Here is an 18,825-nt window from a genome sequence, read left to right on the forward strand (position 1 = left end):
TTGTTGGTTATTAGTAGCGGGATGCTATTTGATCGTGTTGATATTGTTGTAGTTTTTACGTGCCTAGCGGCTGAGCAGCCGCAGGCGCAGCGGGATTCTAACAGTCATTCTGACCATTCAGAAACAGTTGGAGGGATTAAATTACTAAACTTGATCTAATTCCGCTGCGGGTTAAATCCAGCCTTTTTGGCGAGCGATACGCGCGGCGTCCACACGATTGGCGGCATGTAATTTGGCAATCGCTTCGGAGAGATAATTGCGCACAGTGCCTTCCGATAAACAGAGTACGGTGGCAATTTCGGCGGTAGTTTTACCTTCGGCTGCAAGGCGCAATGCTCGACGTTCTTTATCGTTAAGCGGATCTGCCTCGCCCAGTGCCATCATGGCAAGCTCGCCGTCAATGACGCGCTTGCCATCCATTACTTTGTAGATGGATTCAATTAATTGTTCAGAGGGCGCATCTTTTAAAAGAAAACCGGCTACGCCCATATCGATGGCACGACGGATATAACCGGCGCGACCAAAGGTGGTGATGATGATGGTTTTGGTGGGGATCTTTTGTTGCAACACCCATTGTGCCAACTCCAAACCTGAGCGGCCGGGCATTTCAATATCGGTTAGTAAAATATCGTAGCTGTGCTGCTTCATCAGTAGCCAGGCGCGGTCGCCATCTTCTGCCTGAGTGATCTCAAAACCATCTTCCATGCCGAGCAGGGCAGCCAACGCGCCGCGCACCATGGATTGATCTTCTGCTAACAAAATTTTCATCGCTATTACATTCTCTTGGATATGCCGAATTACTGGTGTAGTTCGCGGCGCGGCAGCGAAATAACAAACTCGCAGCCTTTATGAATGGACGATTGCATGTCGCCCGCCAAAGCATTGAGGCGTTCTTGAATCCCCTGTAGGCCATTGCCAGGCGTTAGTGCGCTCACTCTGCCGTTGTCGCGCATGCTCACCACGATTTTGTCGCAGCTGTGGCGGAATTCAATTTGGCAGTGATTGCCATTACTGTGGCGTAAGACATTGGTCGTCAATTCGGTGAGTGCAAGGATAAGTGCGGTTTCGGCGCGGGCGCTTAATTGCGGAATCTCCCCCATGAGTTCAACCACAAAGCCGTTTTGCCGCAATTTTTCGCAAAGCTCCATCACTTCACCGGAAAGCCCGCGATGTTTATAGCCGGACACCGTTTGGCGCACCAAACTCAGGGTATTGCGTGCAATTTGATGCAGTTCAGACACTTGCTCCCTGGCTCGATCCTGCTTGTCCTGTGCCAGTAGCTTCTCGGCCAATTCGGCTTTCAATGCAATGCTGGAGAGGGTGTGGCCGAGAATGTCGTGCAGGTCGCGGGCGATACGTTCGCGCTCTGCAATCACCGCCAATTGCTCTATTTCCTCATGGCTCTTCTGTTGGCTAATGCGTGCTTCAAGGCGCACGCGTTCCACATAACCAATAATGCTGATGGTGATTAATCCTGAAAGTGCCGGTAGTGCAAAAAATGGCACCGGATAATTGAAGGTGTAGTGCATTGCCACAATTACCATCGCATGGAGCGCCAGCAAATTCAGCCAAATTTTGGTGCGGTAGGAAAAGCCAATCAAAAAACCGACATAAGAGAAAAAAGTGCTGGCGCCAGGGGTATAGGCGGTGGTGGTTATGGATAAAAGGCTGAGCGCGAGAATAGCTTTCCATACTTGCACCGCACTGAGGGTGATTGCCCAGAGGTATAAGCCGACAAATACGCAGTAAACGCCAATCAAAATGAGCAGTTGCAGCCCCTCAAATGGCATGTAGTAGAGGGGGACAAAATAATACAGGCTAAAAAAAAGCCAGACCCATGACTTTGCTGAGTAGACGGAGCCGCCGCAATCGTTACTAGGTTTGTGCATGGTGAGCCAATTGTCCGATAGGGTGATTAACCAAAATACGCGCGATAGTTGCTCTTTATTGTCAACGATCAGTTTGCTTGTTGCGACAAATTTGTGCCAGCTGTGAAAGTCATTAGTGCGCAATGACAATTGTCAGTTGGGTTTTTGTGTGTTATTTTGATATCACTATGATATCAAAATAATTTTTTAATCGATCAATCAAGGAGCACATCATGGTTCAAGAAGTGGAAGCCCGCAGCGGTTCAGGGTATTTGTTACTGGTGGTTTTGCTGGTGTTGCAGGTAGCAACAGTGGCGGGAGTGGTATTTATGCCGCTGTTGCTAAAAGTGCTGTTAGGGCTTGTTGCCTTATTGGTTTTTATTTGCTGGTTCGGTTTTTACATGGTGCAGCCTAATCAAGGCAAAGTGCTGCAATTATTCGGTCAATATGCGGGAACTGATCGCACCAATGGTTTGCGTTGGGCGAATCCGCTCTACAGTAAAAAGTCGGTCAGTCTACGGGTGCGCAATTTTGAATCCGGTCGTTTGAAGGTTAACGATTCCAACGGTAACCCCATTGAAATTGCGGCGGTAGTGGTATGGCGAGTGGTGGACACGGCAGAAGCGGTTTTTGAGGTCGATGATTACGAAAACTATGTCACCATTCAAAGCGAAGCAGCGCTGCGTAATTTGGCGACTACTTACCCTTATGAGCATGATCAGGAAGATGCGCGTTTATCGCTGCGCAGCGATGCAAATGCCATCGCGTTGAAATTAAAAAGTGAAGTGCAGGACCGATTGCAAAAAGCGGGTGTAGAAGTCTTGGAAGCGCGCTTGAGTCACCTGGCTTATTCACCGGAAATTGCACAGGCAATGTTGCAGCGGCAGCAGGCGAGCGCAGTATTGGCCGCGCGCAAAATAATTGTGCAGGGCGCGGTGGGCATGGTGGCTGATGCTATCGAACAATTAAAGCTACAGGGTGTAGTGGAGTTGGATGGTGAACGCAAGGCAGCTATGGTCAGTAATTTGCTTGTGGTGCTCTGCGGTGATCAGCAGGCTAAACCGGTGATTAATACTGGCACTATTTATTCCTAACCAATATCGCATTTATGTCGATAACTGCAGGCCATTAATAGTGACGAAAAAATCATTTCCGCTACGAATCAATGAACAGGTTATCGCTGCTATGCAGCGCTGGGCTGATGATGATTTGCGCAGTTTAAATGCGCAAATTGAATTCGTACTGCGTGAAGCGTTAGTAAAAAGTGGACGCGTCAAGCTAACCCAGAAAGTAGTAACTGATGTGGAGTTGCTGCAATCGGATGACCCTCAAGAGGAATAAAACAAATGCGTTGGGAATATAAAACGATCAAATTTAAAAAGCGTAGTTTTTTTTCAGGTTCATTGGATACAGATGAATTGAATCAGGAGATTAATGCACTGGGGCGCGATGGTTGGGAGTTGGTGAGTATTTGCCCGGCGATTTTTATGGGGGCTCCGCAAGGTGTGATTGCGGTATTAAAGCGTTCGCATTGATGTGATGCGCATATCTTCCGCTAACAAAAAAGCAGCCTAAGCTGCTTTTTTGTTAGCGCCGGTACGTAAAGTTTCTATTCAAAATATTCCGGATGTTCCTGCGGAATCACTTCCAAAATATTGTAAACATCTTTTAAGTGAACGCTCATGGCTGCCGCCGATTTTTCCGCTGAGCCAGACTTGATCGCTTTAATAATACCCGAGTGCTGGCTGAGGATACGTTTGTACTGACCGCTGACGTGCAGGCTAAGGCAGCGAACTCTGTCCATGTGGGCTTTTTCTGCCTCGATAAAAGCAGCTACACGGGCGTAATGGGTGAACCCTGCCAATGTCTGGTGAAAGTTGTCATCCAGCGTTTGAAAGGCGAGGGCGTCATCGTCTGCGGCGGCGACTTTCTGGTCGGCGATAATTTTTTCGCAGGTGGCTACGGCCTCCAAACGGGTGGCATCGTCAGTATTGGTGGCGAGGTGGCTCACTACCGCAACTTCCAGCGCTTCGCGAATAAAACGCGCTTCCAGAATTTTATCCATGCTGAATTTGGATACATAAGTGCCACGTTGGGGCAATACCTCTACAAATCCAATATTGGACAATTGAATCAGCGCTTCGCGCACGGGGGTTCTGCTCACCCCGAATTGTTGCGCAAGAGCGGTTTCGGAAATCATCTGGCCGGGTAATAGTTCCATGCTGATAATCGCATCGCGAATAAATCCGAATATTTGGCTGGCGGCCGGGCGGTCATAAGACAAGCCTTTGGCATCGGTACGCATGCTTATCACAGGCTGTTTAGCCACGGGTGTCTCCTTATGTTGATTTAGCCGCAGAGTTTACTTTAAGGATAAAACTCTATGCAAATATGAAAAGTGCAAATTTATGATAAAGTCAATGTGACAAAAAGGTTGACCCACTAGTATACAAGGTATAGGATAGCATCAATGTTCAGTGTTTTCTCGTCGGGAGATACTGGACAGGGGTTGTGTTTGACCTTTTTCTGGCAGATGCAAACTGCGTCTGCCAGTTTTTTCCACAACCGTTGTGTATCACTTGTTCCGATTTTTTTGACCTCTCCCATTGAGCAGCAATCCTTAGGCTTGCTGCTTTTTTTTACCTGTGATTTTTTATTTATCAATTTTCCATCTATATTTTTATCTATAAAAAAGGGCAGAAAAATCTGCCCTTTATCAATATACCTTTAGCCGAATTCTGCGGTCCGAATTGCCTGCTGCATTAAGCCATCATTTGTTCTCGGCAGTGGTTAAAACGAGCGAGCAGAGTGGCGTAATCTGTATTACTGACACCTGACAACAAAATCCACTCGGTCAACAGCGGTTCAAAGCTGGTATCACGCTGTCCAAAACCTTGCTGCATGAGCTGTACCTGATAAGCCATACGTGCTTGTTTATCACTGGCAGGGCTTTCTTGTCCCGCCAGAATTTCGGCGCGAATGGTCAGTATTTTCATGGCTTGGGTATTTGTGGTTTGATCCGCCGCTGTAATGGCGTCTGCTTTTGCCAAACGGTGCTGCAAACTGTTGAAGCAACCGTTTGGCCAGCGTGGGGTATTGGCGATAAGTGTTTCCAGTGCATTTTTTTCAGTCGCCAATTGTTCAGCGGGCTTTTGCGCGATCACTGCCAACTCATAATTGCGTATAGCATCCAGCGCATTGAATAAATCCTTCCAGCTTTGTTCTGCCTCTTGTGCACGGGCGCTGTCGCGCTTGGTGGCGATTGCGCTGAGGCCGGCGGCGAACTTTTGCTGTAAAGATTTAGCCGCTTCCTTGGGAAGATCCAGTGCCAAAAAGCTCGCTTGAATTGCTTCTATCTCAGTTTTTGCAGCTTTTAGCTCTTCCACTGAGCGAGTAGCAAAATCAGCGAGTTGTGTAATTAAGGCGTCGGCCTGTTGTACCACAGCATCGCGTGCGGTCTTGGCAGCTTCGAACGCTTCGCTGCGACGTGCAAAAATTGCATCGCAGTGTTTGCGAAATTCTTGCCAGAGTTGTTGATCTTCTTTGTGCCAACTTTTGCCAATGGTTTTCCATTGAGCTTGTAGTTGTTTCACCGATTCTGTCGCAGCGCGCAGGTCGGCGTTATCCAATAAGGTTTGCGCTTGTTCAATCAGCTGTTGTTTGGCGGCTTTGTTATTTTCATACTCCTGGGTGATTTTGCCAAAGAGTTGTTCCATTAGGGTTTCAAACTCTTTTTGTAATTCGTTGCCAGCTTTGCGTGGAACTGGCCAGTAAGTTTGCCATTCGGCACGCGCAGTTTTTAAGGTTTGCTCTACGTCTTTCCACACCGCGTTAGTAAAATCGTAACCGTTTAAATAGGCTGTCAGCTGATTAACCAATTCACGGCGTTTGGTTAAGTTCGCTTCGCGTGCGGCACTTTGCGCTTCAAAAAACTCTTTGCAAGGAGCATAGGCTACAGCCGATGCTTGCTGGAATTGTTGCCAGAGATCATCGTCTTGCTGTTGTGCGCCTTTACTTACCTCTTTCCAGCTATCCTGTAATTCGTGAATTTTTGTGGCGAGAACTTCAGGGTCGATACTGCTGCTGGCCAGAGCTTGCATTTGGCTGATAAGCGCTTCTTTTTTGGGGGTTACTGCAAATTCATGCCAGTCGCCCAGTTTTGCAAGTTGCGCTTCAAAGTCGTCCAGTTTGGCTTGAATTCCTTTGGGTAATTCCTGGGTGGCAGCTACCAATTGCACACGTTTTTCTTCCAGTTCTTTTTGAATGGCGCGTGCTTTCCGCACGAAGCCCTGTTCAGCCGCCCACAAACCTTTGCGTGCCAGTTCACTAAATTCACGCAAACTATTTTTAGCCGCTTGTTCTGCTTGATGGCGCTCCGCCCAGATTGCATCTAGTTTTGCTTTGGCAGCGTGTAAGGTTTCCGGTAGTTCTTCACCCAGCTCACGGGCAGATTTAGCAAATTGCTGTAACTTTTGCTGGGCATTTTTAATCGTTTCACTGTCTTCCGCTTGTTGCAGCATATCGGCAATTTGTTGTGCGGTGCCGGAGGTCTTAATTTGGTCGATTAAATTCAGTGTTTGCTGCTTGCGCTGTTCGAATTCTTTGGTGAGGTTTTCCAGCGGTAATTGGCGATTGGCAGCCAGACGTATAGCGTTGCCCAGTTCCTGAATTTTTGCTTCATAATTTGCATTGACTAAATCGTCGATATGCGCGGCGCGATAAATATCTTGCGCCATGGCTTTAAGATTATTGTAAGCCTCCTGCGCGAGCTGTAGTGCTTGCTGGTCAAGCGTGATTTTTTCCTCTTCATCGGCGATAGCTTGCGCGCGCGCGGCCATTTTATTTTCACAAGCGTTGAGAGCTACTTGGTAGCGGTTTTGAATGTCGGTGGATACTTGACCCAGTGCCGCCCATTCACTTTCCAGTACGCTTAATTTGGCTTTGAACAGTGCGTCTGCTTCCTGGTGAACATGGCGTTCAAGTTTTTCGCAAATACGTGCGGCGCTAATTTCCAGCTCAGCTAATTTGGCATCTTCCGCTTTAAATACATCGAGTTTGGCTTTAACAATTTTAAAGACATTTTTGTCTTTGGTTTTAGCGGTTTTAGCCAGTTGTTCAAGTAGTTCACGGCTATGAATTTTTTCAGCAGCGGCTTGGCGCAATGGGCTAGTGGCACCATCGCTGGCAAGCTTTAATAATTCGTTTTCATCATTGGTTTGCTCAACCACATCCAGGGTAATAACTGGCTTGGGTGGCTTTACTTCGGCAACTACTATGGGGGCGGCCTTGATGGGTTCTACTTTATTTTTTGCACCAAACAGTTTGCGTAATAGTTTCATAATCGTGATTTCGTCAGTCAGTGAATTGGTAGGTTAGTGACACAGCGCTGCGTGCCGCTGTGTCAGGTATTGCTGCGACACGCTTTAAATAGATTGTTGCAACAAAACTTGTACTGGATGCGGCAATTTAACATTGTCGATCCGTTTGGTTTGGCTGCGGCAGGAATAACCCGTTGCAGTCAACTTGCCGGTGTTAACCGGATTATTTACCACTTGTGCCCAAGAGAGCGCATAGATTTTTTTAGAGGTTTCAAGGTTGCTGGTTTCATGGCCATAGGTGCCCGCCATGCCGCAGCATCCAGTCTCAATGACTTTCAGTTGTTGGCCGAGTTTGCCAAATACAGTTTGCCAATCTTTGACTGAGCTGACCGCATTGGTTTTTTCGGTGCAGTGTGCCAACAGCGAAAAATCTGCTGCTTTAAATTGCTTGTTGTTGCTTTCCAGGGCTTCGGCTTGTTTGGCGAGCCACTCTTGCAGCAATTGCACTTTTGGTGCGTTATCGCCCAGCACTTTTTTGTATTCCGCGCGATAGGCCAAGGTCATTGCGGGCTCAATACCAATGAGGGCGATACCGGACGAGGCAATGCCATTTAATTGTGTGGCGTTGGCATCGGCAGCCTTGGCGAAGGCTTGCAAAAATCCGTGTACCTGCAGCGGTTTTCCGTTGGGTTTGAACGGTGCTAGCAAGGGCACAAAGCCCAATTTTTTAAGCAGTTTGAGGGTGTCTATCACCAGTGGTGTTTCAAAATAACTGGTGAAAGCATCCTGCACCAAAATCACAGCCTTGTTTTTTTCGGCTGGCGTGAGCTGTGCGATATTTTCCAGCGTGGCGTAATTCACGCCGAGTTTTTCGGCGGCTTTGTGTAGGTTAATGCCAGTTAACAACGGGCTGTCCACCATGCCAATGGCACGCGCCATAAATTTCTGCATGAATTTCGGTTTCATTGCCAAGTTGTAAGCCCAGGGCATTTTGGCAAGGGTTGGAATCATAAATTCCAAACCGCCAATAAAATAATCCTTGAGCGGGCGCAGGTAACGGCTGTAGTACAGCTCTAAAAATTTTGCACGAAATTCGGGTACATCTACTTTAATCGGACATTGCGCAACGCAGGATTTGCAAGCGAGACAGCCAACCATGGACTCATGCACTTCGTGTGAAAAATCATAGTCGCCTTTGCGTTTACCTATAGTGTTAATGACGCGGCCGGGTAAATTAAATAGAAAACTTGCGCGTTTTATTTTTTTACTTTCCTCGACTGCATTCACGCCACGCTCGCTCATTTGTTTGAGCCATTCACGCATTAAGGAAGCGCGACCTTTGGGTGAGTGCTTGCGTTCGCGCGTACCTTTCCAGCTGGGGCACATGGCATCGTTAGGGTTCCAGCTGTAACACAAACCATTGCCGTTGCAGTGCATGCCTTCGCTATAACCTTCCCATACTTGTACTGGGATTTTTCGGTCTTGTTGCCCGCGAGTTGTGACACCATCAATTTTTAATAATGGAATGTCCGCCGCTGGAGTGGCGATTTTGCCGGGGTTTAATTGGTTGCGGGGATCAAACACCGCTTTAATGCGCTGGATTTGTGGGTACAGCTCGCCAAAAAATGCTGGCGCATATTCGGAGCGCACGCCTTTGCCATGTTCGCCCCATAAGAGACCGTTATACTTTTGTGTCAGTGCAACAACGCGATCAGTGATGATACGCACCATTTTTTCTTGCGCGGGATCTTTCATGTCCAGAGCTGGGCGCACGTGCAATACACCGGCATCTACATGACCAAACATGCCGTAGGTAAGTTTGTATTCATCCAAAACGGCACGGAATTCGGCGATAAAATCGGCGAGGTTTTCCGGCGGCACGGCGGTGTCCTCTACAAAAGGCACCGGGCGAATTTCACCTTCCACGTTGCCGAGCAAACCCACGGCTTTTTTGCGCATGCCCCAAATTTTATTCACCGCATCACTGCCCCAGGCGATGGAATAGCTTATGCGGCCTGTGGTGGTATCTTGTGCGGCCTTATCCAGCATGTCCGTCAGTTTTTTTACATCTGCTTTTAAATCGTCTTCCGAATCAGCCGTGTATTCCACCAGATTAATCCCCTGGATTTTTTCACCGCTTTGCGGCGCAGGGAAAAACTCGGCCACGCTGTGCCAGACAATATCGTTCATCGCCAGGTTCAACACTTTGGAATCGACGGTTTCGATGGAAGTTGGCTCAGCCTTCATCAATTGGGTGGCATCGCGCAGGGCGACGTTAAAGTCGCGATAATTCACGTTGATGAGCGCACTGCATTTTGGAATGGGCAGTAAGCTGATTTTGGCTTCGGTGATGAAACCTAGCGTGCCTTCACTGCCACACAAAATATTGTTGAGATTAAAACGGCCTTGTTCATCGCGAATATGCGCCAGGTCGTAGCCGGTCAGGCAGCGGTTTAGCTTGGGAAATTTGCTATCGATCAAGGCGTGATGCTCGCGTTGAATCGCATCAATAACGCGATGAATATCGCCGACACGGTCTTCGCGCTTCCACAGATTTTCCAGCTCGTCTTCGCTTATCGCTGCGGATGTCCACTCACTGCCGTCGAGCAGTACCGTGGTTAATTCCAATACATGATCGCGGGTTTTGCCGTAGCGGCACGAGCCTTGACCGGAGGCATCGGTATTAATCATGCCGCCAATGGTGGCGCGGTTGCTGGTGGACAGTTCCGGAGCAAAAAATAGACCGTGTGGTTTAATCGCTACATTGAGTTGATCCTTCACTACGCCACATTGCACACGCACCCAGCGCTCTTCGGCGTTGATCTCCAGAATCTGGTTCATGTACTTGGACGTGTCTACCACCAAACCATCAGTGAGTGATTGACCATTGGTGCCGGTGCCGCCGCCACGAGGGCTGAGAACTATGCCTTGGAATTGGGGCTCCTGACTGAGCTTGGCAATGCGTACCAGGTCGGCCGTATCACGCGGGTAGAGCACCCCTTGGGGCAGCACTTGATAAATGGAGTTATCCGTCGCCAGGACGGTGCGATTGGCGTAGTCCGGGCTCAGGTCACCGGTGAAACCCCTGTCGCGCAGGGCGTTGATAAAACTCAAATACAGGGCTTGAACGGGTGAGGTTTGGTCTATACGTGGAATCATGGAGTGATCATCAATCAGCAGCTAATCATGGGGCGGCATTCTACTCCCTTGCCTGCGCAAAGTCCCTGTTATTGAGCGCTGCCCTTGATACGTTGTAGCCTGAAGAATAGCTCTCAATCGGCAGCAGTAGCCGGTAGGGGGAATGCAAGAAGTGATGGGCAAAAACAAACACTGCCGCAATAGCGGCAGTGTCAGGAGAGGTGCGTTAAACAATATCGATCAGAGTACAGAGAGGTTGCGTGCCCCGTTATCTGTCTGGTTGTCTTTGCTGTCATCGCTCTTGGAGGGGGTATTCAGCGATATGCGATTGCCTGCACCCGTCGTAGCTATGCGGAATTCTTCCTGTTGTTGGTGCCAAGCGATAATTTTGTGGTAGTTGAGCACGTTGTCTACAAACTTCACCGGCTCCCAACCGCGCATATAGCCGTGTTTCGCGCGGCTGTAATACTGGTGTTTGGAGAGTAGTGGCATGTGTTTGCGCACATCGTCCCATTTACTTGGGTTGCCCCCCATGCGCTCGGTGAGTACACGTGCATCTTCCAAATGACCTAGGCCCTGATTGTAGGCGGCCAAGGCGAAATATAAGCGCTCATCACCCTCAATCCGTTGCGGCAGGCGATCAAGCAAGAGGCGCAGATATTTGGCGCCACCATAAATGCTTTGTTGTGGATCTTCGCGATCCTTAATGCCCATGGCTTTAGCCGTATTTTTGGTCAGCATCATCAAGCCGCGTACACCCGTGTGAGAGCGGGCATCAGCCTTCCAGTGCGATTCCTGATAACTAATTGCCGCCAATAATTGCCAGTCCAAATCAAATTCGGCAGCGGAAGCCTTCATGTCTTCCAACCATTGCGGCAAACGTTGTTCCAGTCTGTAGGTAAGCGCCATGGCTTCGCCTGTCGTGACTTCCTGGATGTGACGATCAAAAAACTCTTCAGTGACTTTTGCCAGGGTGCCATCTGTTTTGATACTGCTTAAATAACGCTGGGCAACCGAAAACAGCGTGTCATCCTGCAGGGCAGGGAAAGCCCACGCCAAATCCTGCGGGTCACTGACGTCAAAGGCTAATTTGGCTTTGGGGTAAGAGTAGCGATTCAGGTCATAAGCGCTCGAATCCACTACGGCGTAATCCGCTTCCCCTTTATTGACCAGCTCTAGTAGGTCGATCATTTCGGCATCTACTTCACGCCACAGCAAATCCGGATATTGGGCCCGTAGTGCATCCAAACGCTTGGTGTGCGATGAGTTGGCAATCACCAGAACTTCTTTCCCCCTCAATGCTTCAATACTGGAGGGCTGGCGCAAGCGGCTGTTATAAACCAGCTGCTGTGTGATCTGCATAAATGGGTCGGCAAAGCTCAGGTTTTTGTGGCGACTTTCCAGCGCCGTTAAACCCGCCGCAGCAAAGTGATATTTTTTACTTTCAACGCCGGTGAGCATGAGTTCCAGATTGGATTCATCTTCAATAACCAAGCGTACACCGAGTGAATCGGCGAAGCCTTTCACCAAGCTGTATTCAAAGCCGGTAAGGCCATTAGGGCCTTCATAATAGGTAGTAGGGCCGTTGCTCGATACTACGCGCAATTCGCCTGCTTCAAGAACCTGCTCCAACTGAGTAGGTGGGGTACTACGAACCAGCACAAAACTGCCGGCAATCAGTAACGAACCGATGATCAGGCTCGTCACCATGGACTTAATCACTAACACAAAAGGTTTGCGAATTTCCATAAGGGGGTTACTCCGGTTTCTGAACTGCATCGCCCGAAAGGGTGTTCTATTTCGTGTGTGCGCATTCATGCCGAATCCAAATCCATTAATGACCCGTGCAAATACCCGACCATGGTATAGCCAGTTTTTAGGTGTGCCTAGCTTGTTTTTTGATCACACATAGGTTAGCTCGCTGGCGATAATTTGACCTATTTTGCCTCAATTCCTCTGTTGACAAGGGTTCTGGCGGATTTAAGGCGCTGTGTAAAAGCCGACGAGCGGCGAAAAAAAAGCACAAAAATGGTGTTTTGGATGCCATCTTTGCTCTTGGGCAGCGCACAAATAGGCTTGTAGTCGTAAATTTTTGTTAAAAATCTACGCAAATAATCTTCAAAAATCAGATTTTTTAGTTATAAGGCTCTTATTTCGCTTGGTTTTTTTTGGCGTCTTAAGTGCTTTCTGCGAGATCATTTTTGTACCGTTAAGGGGCTTACCGGGATTTCAGGTGCCCTGTTCATCCTTCTATATACATGCTTTACGACGGCGCTAGTGGATGCCCTTATATTGCTTGCTTTCCCAAGCCTGATAGGTGGGATGAAAAACCTGTCTGATTTACTGCTAAATCCAGTACAATGGCGGCCTTTTTTCCCATCCCCCGATGCTGAGGCTCTTCCCACTATGCTGATTCTGCGTGGCGCTCCCGCTCTTTCCAGTTTCCGTACACAAAAACTCCTGACCACCCTGCAACAGCGCGTGCCTGCAGTCACTGGTGTCAGCTCCGAATTTGTGCACTTCGCCAACCTATCTGCGCCGTTGAGTGCGGAGCAATTGCAGGTATTGCAGCAACTATTAACCTACGGCCCGAAAGTCGAAGGGGAAGTGAATCACGAAGGTGAGTTATTTTTGGTAGTGCCGCGCTTGGGTACTATTTCACCTTGGGCTTCCAAGGCGACCGATATCGCCAAAAATACCGGTCTGGATACCGTAAAACGGGTTGAACGCGGTGTTGCCTATTATGTGCAGGGCGCTATTTCGCCGGCCGATCGCGCCACCATTATTGCGGTTTTACACGATCGTATGGTGGAAACCGTGTTTGCTAGCCTGGAAGCCGCAGAGCAAATTTTTACCGCGCAACAGCCTGCACCACAAACCAGTGTAGATATCCTCGGCGGTGGGCGCGACGCGTTGGTTGCTGCTAATAAATCACTCGGTTTGGCCCTCGCCGATGACGAAATTGATTATCTGGTTGATGCCTTTAATACCCTCGGCCGCAACCCCGTCGATGTTGAGTTGATGATGTTTGCGCAGGCAAACTCTGAGCACTGCCGCCACAAAATCTTTAATGCCTCCTGGACTATCGACGGTGTTGAGCAGGAGCGAAGCCTGTTCAAAATGATCAAAAACACCAATGAAGTGGGCGGTGAAGATGTGCTCTCGGCCTATGCCGATAACGCCGCGGTAGTGGTTGGTCACGAAGCAGGGCGCTTCTACCCCAATCCAGCTACCAAAGCCTACGAATACCATCAAGAACCTATTCATCTATTAATGAAGGTGGAGACTCACAATCACCCCACGGCGATTTCGCCTTTCTCGGGCGCCGGTACTGGCTCCGGCGGTGAGATTCGCGATGAAGGTGCGGTAGGCCGCGGCTCCAAACCCAAAGTGGGTTTGAATGGTTTCACTGTATCCAACCTGCAGATCCCCGGTTTTGAGCAACCGTGGGAACAGAACTACGGCAAACCCGGTCGCATCGTGACTGCGCTGGATATCATGATTGACGGCCCACTCGGTGGTGCGGCGTTTAACAACGAGTTTGGTCGCCCGAATATTTGCGGCTACTTCCGCACCTTTGAAGAAGACTTCGACGGCGAGCGTCGCGGTTACCACAAGCCCATCATGTTGGCGGGCGGCTATGGCAACATCAAGGCTGAACATATCGAAAAACCGCCCTTTGTCGCGGGTTCAAAATTGGTGGTGCTCGGCGGCCCGGCGATGCTAATTGGTTTGGGTGGTGGAGCGGCATCTTCCATGGCATCTGGCTCTTCCTCGGAAGATCTGGATTTCGCCTCGGTGCAACGCCAAAACCCCGAAATCGAACGCCGCTGTCAGGAAGTGATCGACGCCTGCTGGCAACAGGGCGACAACAACCCTATCGCCTTTATTCACGATGTGGGTGCGGGTGGTTTATCCAACGCTTTCCCTGAGCTGGTAAAAGACGGCGGCACCGGCGGCAAATTTGAGCTGCGCAATGTGCCTAATGACGAACCGGGCATGAGCCCGCTGGCGATCTGGTGTAACGAATCGCAAGAGCGCTATGTATTGGCGATTAAACCGCAGGATCTGGCGCGTTTTGAAACCATTTGTCAACGCGAGCGCGCACCCTACGCCGTAGTGGGCGAGGCGACCGATGAGAAACACCTGCTGGTCAACGACAAACACTTCGACGCCAAACCCGTCGATCTGCCTATGTCTGTGTTGTTTGGCAAGCCGCCCAAAATGCACCGCACGGCGCACTCCCATAGCGCCGCTGTAGCGCCTTTCTCGACTGAAGATATCAATATCAACGACGCCGCCGAACGTGTACTTAAACACCCGGCTGTGGCGAGCAAAAACTTCCTGATTACCATCGGCGACCGCTCGGTTACCGGCATGGTGGTGCGTGATCAAATGGTTGGCCCCTGGCAGGTTCCGGTAGCTGACTGCGCCGTGACTACCGTGAGTTACGACAGCATCAAAGGCGAAGCCATGAGCATGGGCGAGCGCACCCCGCTGGCACTGCTTGATGCGCCTGCGTCTGGCCGTATGGCAATTGCCGAAGCCATTACCAATATCGCTGCGACTCGCATTGAAAAACTTTCTGATGTGAAGTTGTCAGCCAACTGGATGTGTGCGGCGGGCCATAAAGGTGAAGACGAAAAACTCTATCGCACTGTACAAGCCGTGGGAATGGAACTCTGCCCTGAGCTGGGTATTACTATCCCGGTAGGTAAAGACTCCATGTCCATGCGCACCGCGTGGAAAGATGGCAATCAAGACAAAGCCGTTACCGCACCGCTCTCGCTGGTGATTTCGGCGTTTGCGCCGGTGGTGGATGTACGTCAAACCCTCACGCCCCAGCTGCGTACCGACCAGGGCGCTACCGACCTGATTCTGGTTGACCTGGGTAATGGCAAAAACCGCTTGGGTGGTTCGATCCTGACGCAGGTTTACAACCAAATGGGTGATGTAGCCGCTGACCTGGATTCTGGAACCCAGCTCAAAGGTTTCTTTAATGCGATGCAAGCGAGCCTTGCCGCCAATGAAATCCTCGCGTACCACGATCGCAGTGATGGCGGTTTGTTTGCCACTGTGGCGGAAATGGCTTTTGCCGGTCATACCGGTGTGGATATTTCACTGGATGGTCTGGGCGATGATGCACTCGCCGTTCTGTTCAGCGAAGAGGCGGGCGCTGTGTTGCAAGTGGCACGGGATAAATCCGCCGCGGTACAAGCGCGTTTTACCGCCGCCGGCATCAGCCATGTGCGTGTGATTGGCCAATTAAACGACGAAGATACATTGCGTATCAGTGCCAACAACGCGGTGATTTTTGATCAGGCGCGCGCTGCACTGCAAAGCCTCTGGGCGGAAACCAGCTACCGCATTCAAGCGCTGCGCGATAACCCTGCCTGCGCGCAATCTGAATTCGACGGCATCCTCAAGTCAGATCCCGGTCTGAGCGTAAAACTCAGTTTCGATCAAAACGAAGACGTTGCCGCACCCTTTATCAATACTGGCGTGCGCCCGAGCATTGCTGTACTGCGTGAGCAGGGTGTAAACGGTCACGTGGAAATGGCGGCGGCGTTTGACCGCGCTGGTTTTAACGCCATTGATGTACACATGAGCGATTTGCTCTCTGGCCGTGTATCGCTTGCAGCGTTCAAAGGGTTGGTGGCTTGCGGCGGTTTCTCTTACGGCGACGTACTGGGGGCAGGCGAAGGCTGGTCCAAAACCATTTTGTTCAATAACAAAGTACGTGATGAGTTCGAGTCTTTCTTCCACCGCAATGACACTTTCAGTTTAGGTGTATGTAACGGTTGCCAGATGATGTCGAATTTGAAAAATCTGATTCCCGGTGCCGATCACTGGCCGCGTTTTGTGCGCAACCTGTCTGAACAATTTGAAGCGCGTTTTAGCCTGGTGCAGGTGCAGGAATCGTCATCGGTATTGTTTAAGGGTATGGCGGGTTCCCATATGCCGGTCGCTGTGGCTCACGGTGAAGGCTATGCCGAATTTGCCAATGCGGATGCACTCAAACGTTGCAACGAGAGTGGCACAGTGGCAATGCGTTTTATCGACAACCACTTAAACGCCACCGAAACCTATCCGGCCAACCCCAACGGTTCACCGCTGGGTATCACCAGTGTGGCCAGTAAGGATGGTCGCGTGACGATTATGATGCCGCACCCGGAGCGGGTATTCCGTTCCGTCACCAACTCCTGGAAACCGGACGATTGGCAAGACGATGGCGCCTGGTTGCGTCTGTTCCGCAATGCACGGGTGTTTGTGGGCTAATATCCACTACTGCAAAAAACAAAGGGGGCTTCGGCCTCCTTTGTCATTTTTGATGGCGTTGTTTTTATTTCCCTTCCTGAAAAACTCTTTTCTCTTTTCTCTTTTCTCTTTTCTCTTTTCTCTTTTCTCTTTTCTCTTTTCTCTTTTCTCTTTTCTCGCTTGCTGTCTGTGTATATCTGTGCATATACTGTGTATATCAAATATATACAGATAGAGGTGTGCGTGACTGAGGAGCTGTTTCTCTCGCAAAACGATAGTCGCCCCATGTACTTGCAAATCATGGCCCAGATTAAACAAAAAATCCGTGTGGGCGATTGGCCTGCAGGGCACCCATTGCCGTCTATTCGTGAACTGAGTGCGCAAACCAAAGTAAGTGTAATTACGGTCAAGCGCGCTTACAGCGAACTTGAAATGGAGCGGGTGATAGTCACCCAGCCGGGACGGGGCTCTTTTGTTGCCGCGCAGGCTGATTTGCCAGGTGTATTAGCGCAGCATGAATTAACGCTGCAAATTAATGAGCTGGTAAACAATGCTCTTGCACTGGGTTTGGATGAAGTAGGAATTATTGCACTTATTCAGCAGGCTATAGCGGCACGCAAATAAGTTAATAAATGACTGTGATTTTTTAGGCGAGGGTTTTTAAAAGGTCTGATTATGGAAAATGCAATTGAACTTCAAAATGTGTGCAAGCGTTATCCGGATTTTTATTTGGATAATCTGAGTCTGCAATTACCGGTCGGGCAGGTGATGGGGTTGGTGGGGGTTAATGGCGCCGGCAAATCTACTACTTTGCGTTTAGTCATGGGATTGATTCAGCCAGACAGTGGCAGCGTGCATGTCTTGGGCCAGAAGTTACCGGAGCAGCAGGTAGCGGTAAAACAGCAAATCGGTTTTGCTTCTGATGATATGCGGCTTTACAAAAGTGAAACCCTGCGCTGGCACATGCAGTTCATCCAGTCAATTTATCCCTCATGGGATCCAACATACGCAGCCCATTTATTAAAAATATTTGATTTGCGTGTGGACCAAAAAATGAAAGGTTTTTCACACGGGCAGCGTGTTAAAGCGGGCTTGCTACTGGTGCTGGCGCGGCGCCCCAAACTTGTGGTCTTGGATGAGCCTACAACTGGGCTTGATCCCGTTGCCCGTGAAGAAGTATTAACGGAGCTTGCCGCTATTCTGCGTGATGAAGATCGCAGCGTTTTGTTTTCATCACACAATACGCAAGATATAGAACAGCTTTCTGATTCGATTAGTTTTGTGCACAAAGGGAAGTTGCTGGACTCGCAAGATAAAGAGACCTATCTGGAGCGCTGGCGAAGAATTCTTTGTGCCAGCAGTATGGATCCTACCGGTCTCGAATTATCAGGTTTGGTGCGCGTCAAACATAACGGTTCCTTGCAAGAAATTATTGTTAATCAATTTACAGAATCCACGCTTGCCCATTTGAGTGCGCAAGGTGTCAATGTAACCAGTGTAGAGCCTATGACGCTGGAGAAAATTTTTGTCGCTACAGTAAAAGCAGGAGTGAATTCATGAGTTACACACTGAACTTACCGGTGGTTAAACAATTAGTTGCCAAGGATTGGTATCTGCAGCGGAAATTTATCATGTTGTATACCTTGGCTGGCATTGCTGCGTTGAGTTTTATCAGCCTTGGCGAGTGGCAATTCGTAATGGGTTCCACTTTGTTAATGAGCGCTGTTATCGGCATGGGGAATCATCAAATTAGCAGCACTATTATTAATGAGCGAAAGGAACATACCCTGCCTTTTATTATGAGTTTACCTGTTACACCCGTTGACTATGCACTGGCTAAATTAATTGCCTGTATGACGCTGTTTGTTTTTCCTTGGTTGTTGATTGTAGCTGCGACCATATTTGTGTTTAGTGCTAGCCCAATACCCGATGGATTGTTGCCGCTGTGTTTAATTTTGGCGTTGTATTTTTTATTGAGTTACTGCTTGACGTGGGCAACAGGGATGATTAGTGAGTCGGATGGCATGGTGTTATTTGTAATGATTTTTTTAAACTGCATGATTGGTCCGATGATTTATATGGTTGCCCGGATAGAGAGTATTCGCACACACTTATTTAGTTCGCAGGCGGTATGGAGTAGTGAAGCACTGGGTATTATTGCTGTGCAGTTGTCCGTTTTAGCAGTTGCATTGCTGGTTGCATTTGTGTGGCAAGCGCGCAAGGAAACGTTTTTATAAATAGCT

The 18,825-nt window shown here is 49.3% G+C and carries 13 protein-coding genes; 7 read left to right on the forward strand and 6 right to left on the reverse strand.

The window, feature by feature from the left end; translation table 11 throughout:
* Nucleotides 1–171: 171 nt before the first annotated feature.
* Together NNX04_RS00485 and NNX04_RS00490 are read right to left on the reverse strand one after the other, a co-directional pair.
* Entirely contained in the window at nucleotides 172–768 is a 597-nt protein-coding gene (locus NNX04_RS00485) for a response regulator transcription factor (protein WP_007643611.1), read from the reverse strand.
* A gap of 29 nt (nucleotides 769–797) precedes the next feature.
* A complete protein-coding gene (locus tag NNX04_RS00490) occupies nucleotides 798–1,889 on the reverse strand; it encodes a sensor histidine kinase (protein ID WP_261947135.1) in 1,092 nt (363 codons plus the stop codon).
* A gap of 212 nt (nucleotides 1,890–2,101) precedes the next feature.
* Here NNX04_RS00490 and NNX04_RS00495 point away from each other — a divergent pair, with 212 nt between their 5' ends.
* From NNX04_RS00495 to NNX04_RS00505, 3 genes are read left to right on the forward strand one after another with little or no spacing between them, the layout of a single operon-like run.
* Nucleotides 2,102–2,962, forward strand: coding sequence for an SPFH domain-containing protein (locus NNX04_RS00495; RefSeq protein WP_261947136.1), 861 nt, complete (start codon nucleotides 2,102–2,104; stop codon nucleotides 2,960–2,962).
* 40 nt (nucleotides 2,963–3,002) lie between these two features.
* Nucleotides 3,003–3,209 (forward strand): hypothetical protein, encoded by a 207-nt coding sequence (locus NNX04_RS00500; protein WP_007643606.1) that lies wholly within the window; start codon nucleotides 3,003–3,005, stop codon nucleotides 3,207–3,209.
* Nucleotides 3,210–3,214: 5 nt separating this feature from the next.
* On the forward strand, nucleotides 3,215–3,403 hold the full coding sequence (locus tag NNX04_RS00505) for a DUF4177 domain-containing protein (RefSeq protein ID WP_007643604.1): 189 nt from the start codon (nucleotides 3,215–3,217) through the stop codon (nucleotides 3,401–3,403).
* 74 nt (nucleotides 3,404–3,477) lie between these two features.
* Here the strand turns inward: NNX04_RS00505 and NNX04_RS00510 are convergent, their stop codons facing one another.
* The 4 genes from NNX04_RS00510 to mltF form a co-directional block, all read right to left on the reverse strand.
* Nucleotides 3,478–4,197, reverse strand: coding sequence for a GntR family transcriptional regulator (locus tag NNX04_RS00510; RefSeq protein ID WP_225318412.1), 720 nt, complete (start codon nucleotides 4,195–4,197; stop codon nucleotides 3,478–3,480).
* Nucleotides 4,198–4,630: 433 nt separating this feature from the next.
* Entirely contained in the window at nucleotides 4,631–7,207 is a 2,577-nt protein-coding gene (locus NNX04_RS00515) for a DUF349 domain-containing protein (RefSeq protein ID WP_261947137.1), read from the reverse strand.
* Nucleotides 7,208–7,291: 84 nt separating this feature from the next.
* Nucleotides 7,292–10,345 carry a D-2-hydroxyglutarate dehydrogenase YdiJ gene (gene ydiJ, locus NNX04_RS00520; RefSeq protein ID WP_261947138.1) on the reverse strand — a complete coding sequence of 1,018 codons (3,054 nt, stop codon included), beginning with the start codon at nucleotides 10,343–10,345 and terminating at the stop codon, nucleotides 7,292–7,294.
* A 219-nt stretch (nucleotides 10,346–10,564) separates the two neighbouring features.
* A complete protein-coding gene (mltF, locus tag NNX04_RS00525) occupies nucleotides 10,565–12,073 on the reverse strand; it encodes a membrane-bound lytic murein transglycosylase MltF (RefSeq protein ID WP_261947139.1) in 1,509 nt (502 codons plus the stop codon).
* Nucleotides 12,074–12,730: 657 nt separating this feature from the next.
* Between mltF and purL the strand changes: the two genes are divergently transcribed.
* The 4 genes from purL (at nucleotide 12,731) to NNX04_RS00545 (ending at nucleotide 18,819) form a co-directional block, all read left to right on the forward strand.
* The gene (purL, locus tag NNX04_RS00530) at nucleotides 12,731–16,603 is read left to right on the forward strand and encodes a phosphoribosylformylglycinamidine synthase (RefSeq protein WP_261947140.1); all 3,873 of its coding nucleotides are present in this window, start codon (nucleotides 12,731–12,733) and stop codon (nucleotides 16,601–16,603) included.
* A gap of 222 nt (nucleotides 16,604–16,825) precedes the next feature.
* On the forward strand, nucleotides 16,826–17,206 hold the full coding sequence (locus tag NNX04_RS00535; RefSeq protein ID WP_261947141.1) for a GntR family transcriptional regulator: 381 nt from the start codon (nucleotides 16,826–16,828) through the stop codon (nucleotides 17,204–17,206).
* A 51-nt stretch (nucleotides 17,207–17,257) separates the two neighbouring features.
* Complete coding sequence (locus NNX04_RS00540; RefSeq protein WP_261947142.1) at nucleotides 17,258–18,142, forward strand: ABC transporter ATP-binding protein; 885 nt, start codon at nucleotides 17,258–17,260, stop codon at nucleotides 18,140–18,142.
* Nucleotides 18,139–18,819, forward strand: a complete 681-nt coding sequence (locus NNX04_RS00545) for an ABC transporter permease (RefSeq protein WP_261947143.1) — start codon at nucleotides 18,139–18,141, stop codon at nucleotides 18,817–18,819. Before NNX04_RS00540 ends, NNX04_RS00545 begins: the two co-directional genes overlap by 4 nt.
* Nucleotides 18,820–18,825 lie beyond the last annotated feature (6 nt).

This window comes from Cellvibrio sp. QJXJ (assembly GCF_024452345.1).
Taxonomy (GTDB): Bacteria; Pseudomonadota; Gammaproteobacteria; order Pseudomonadales; family Cellvibrionaceae; genus Cellvibrio.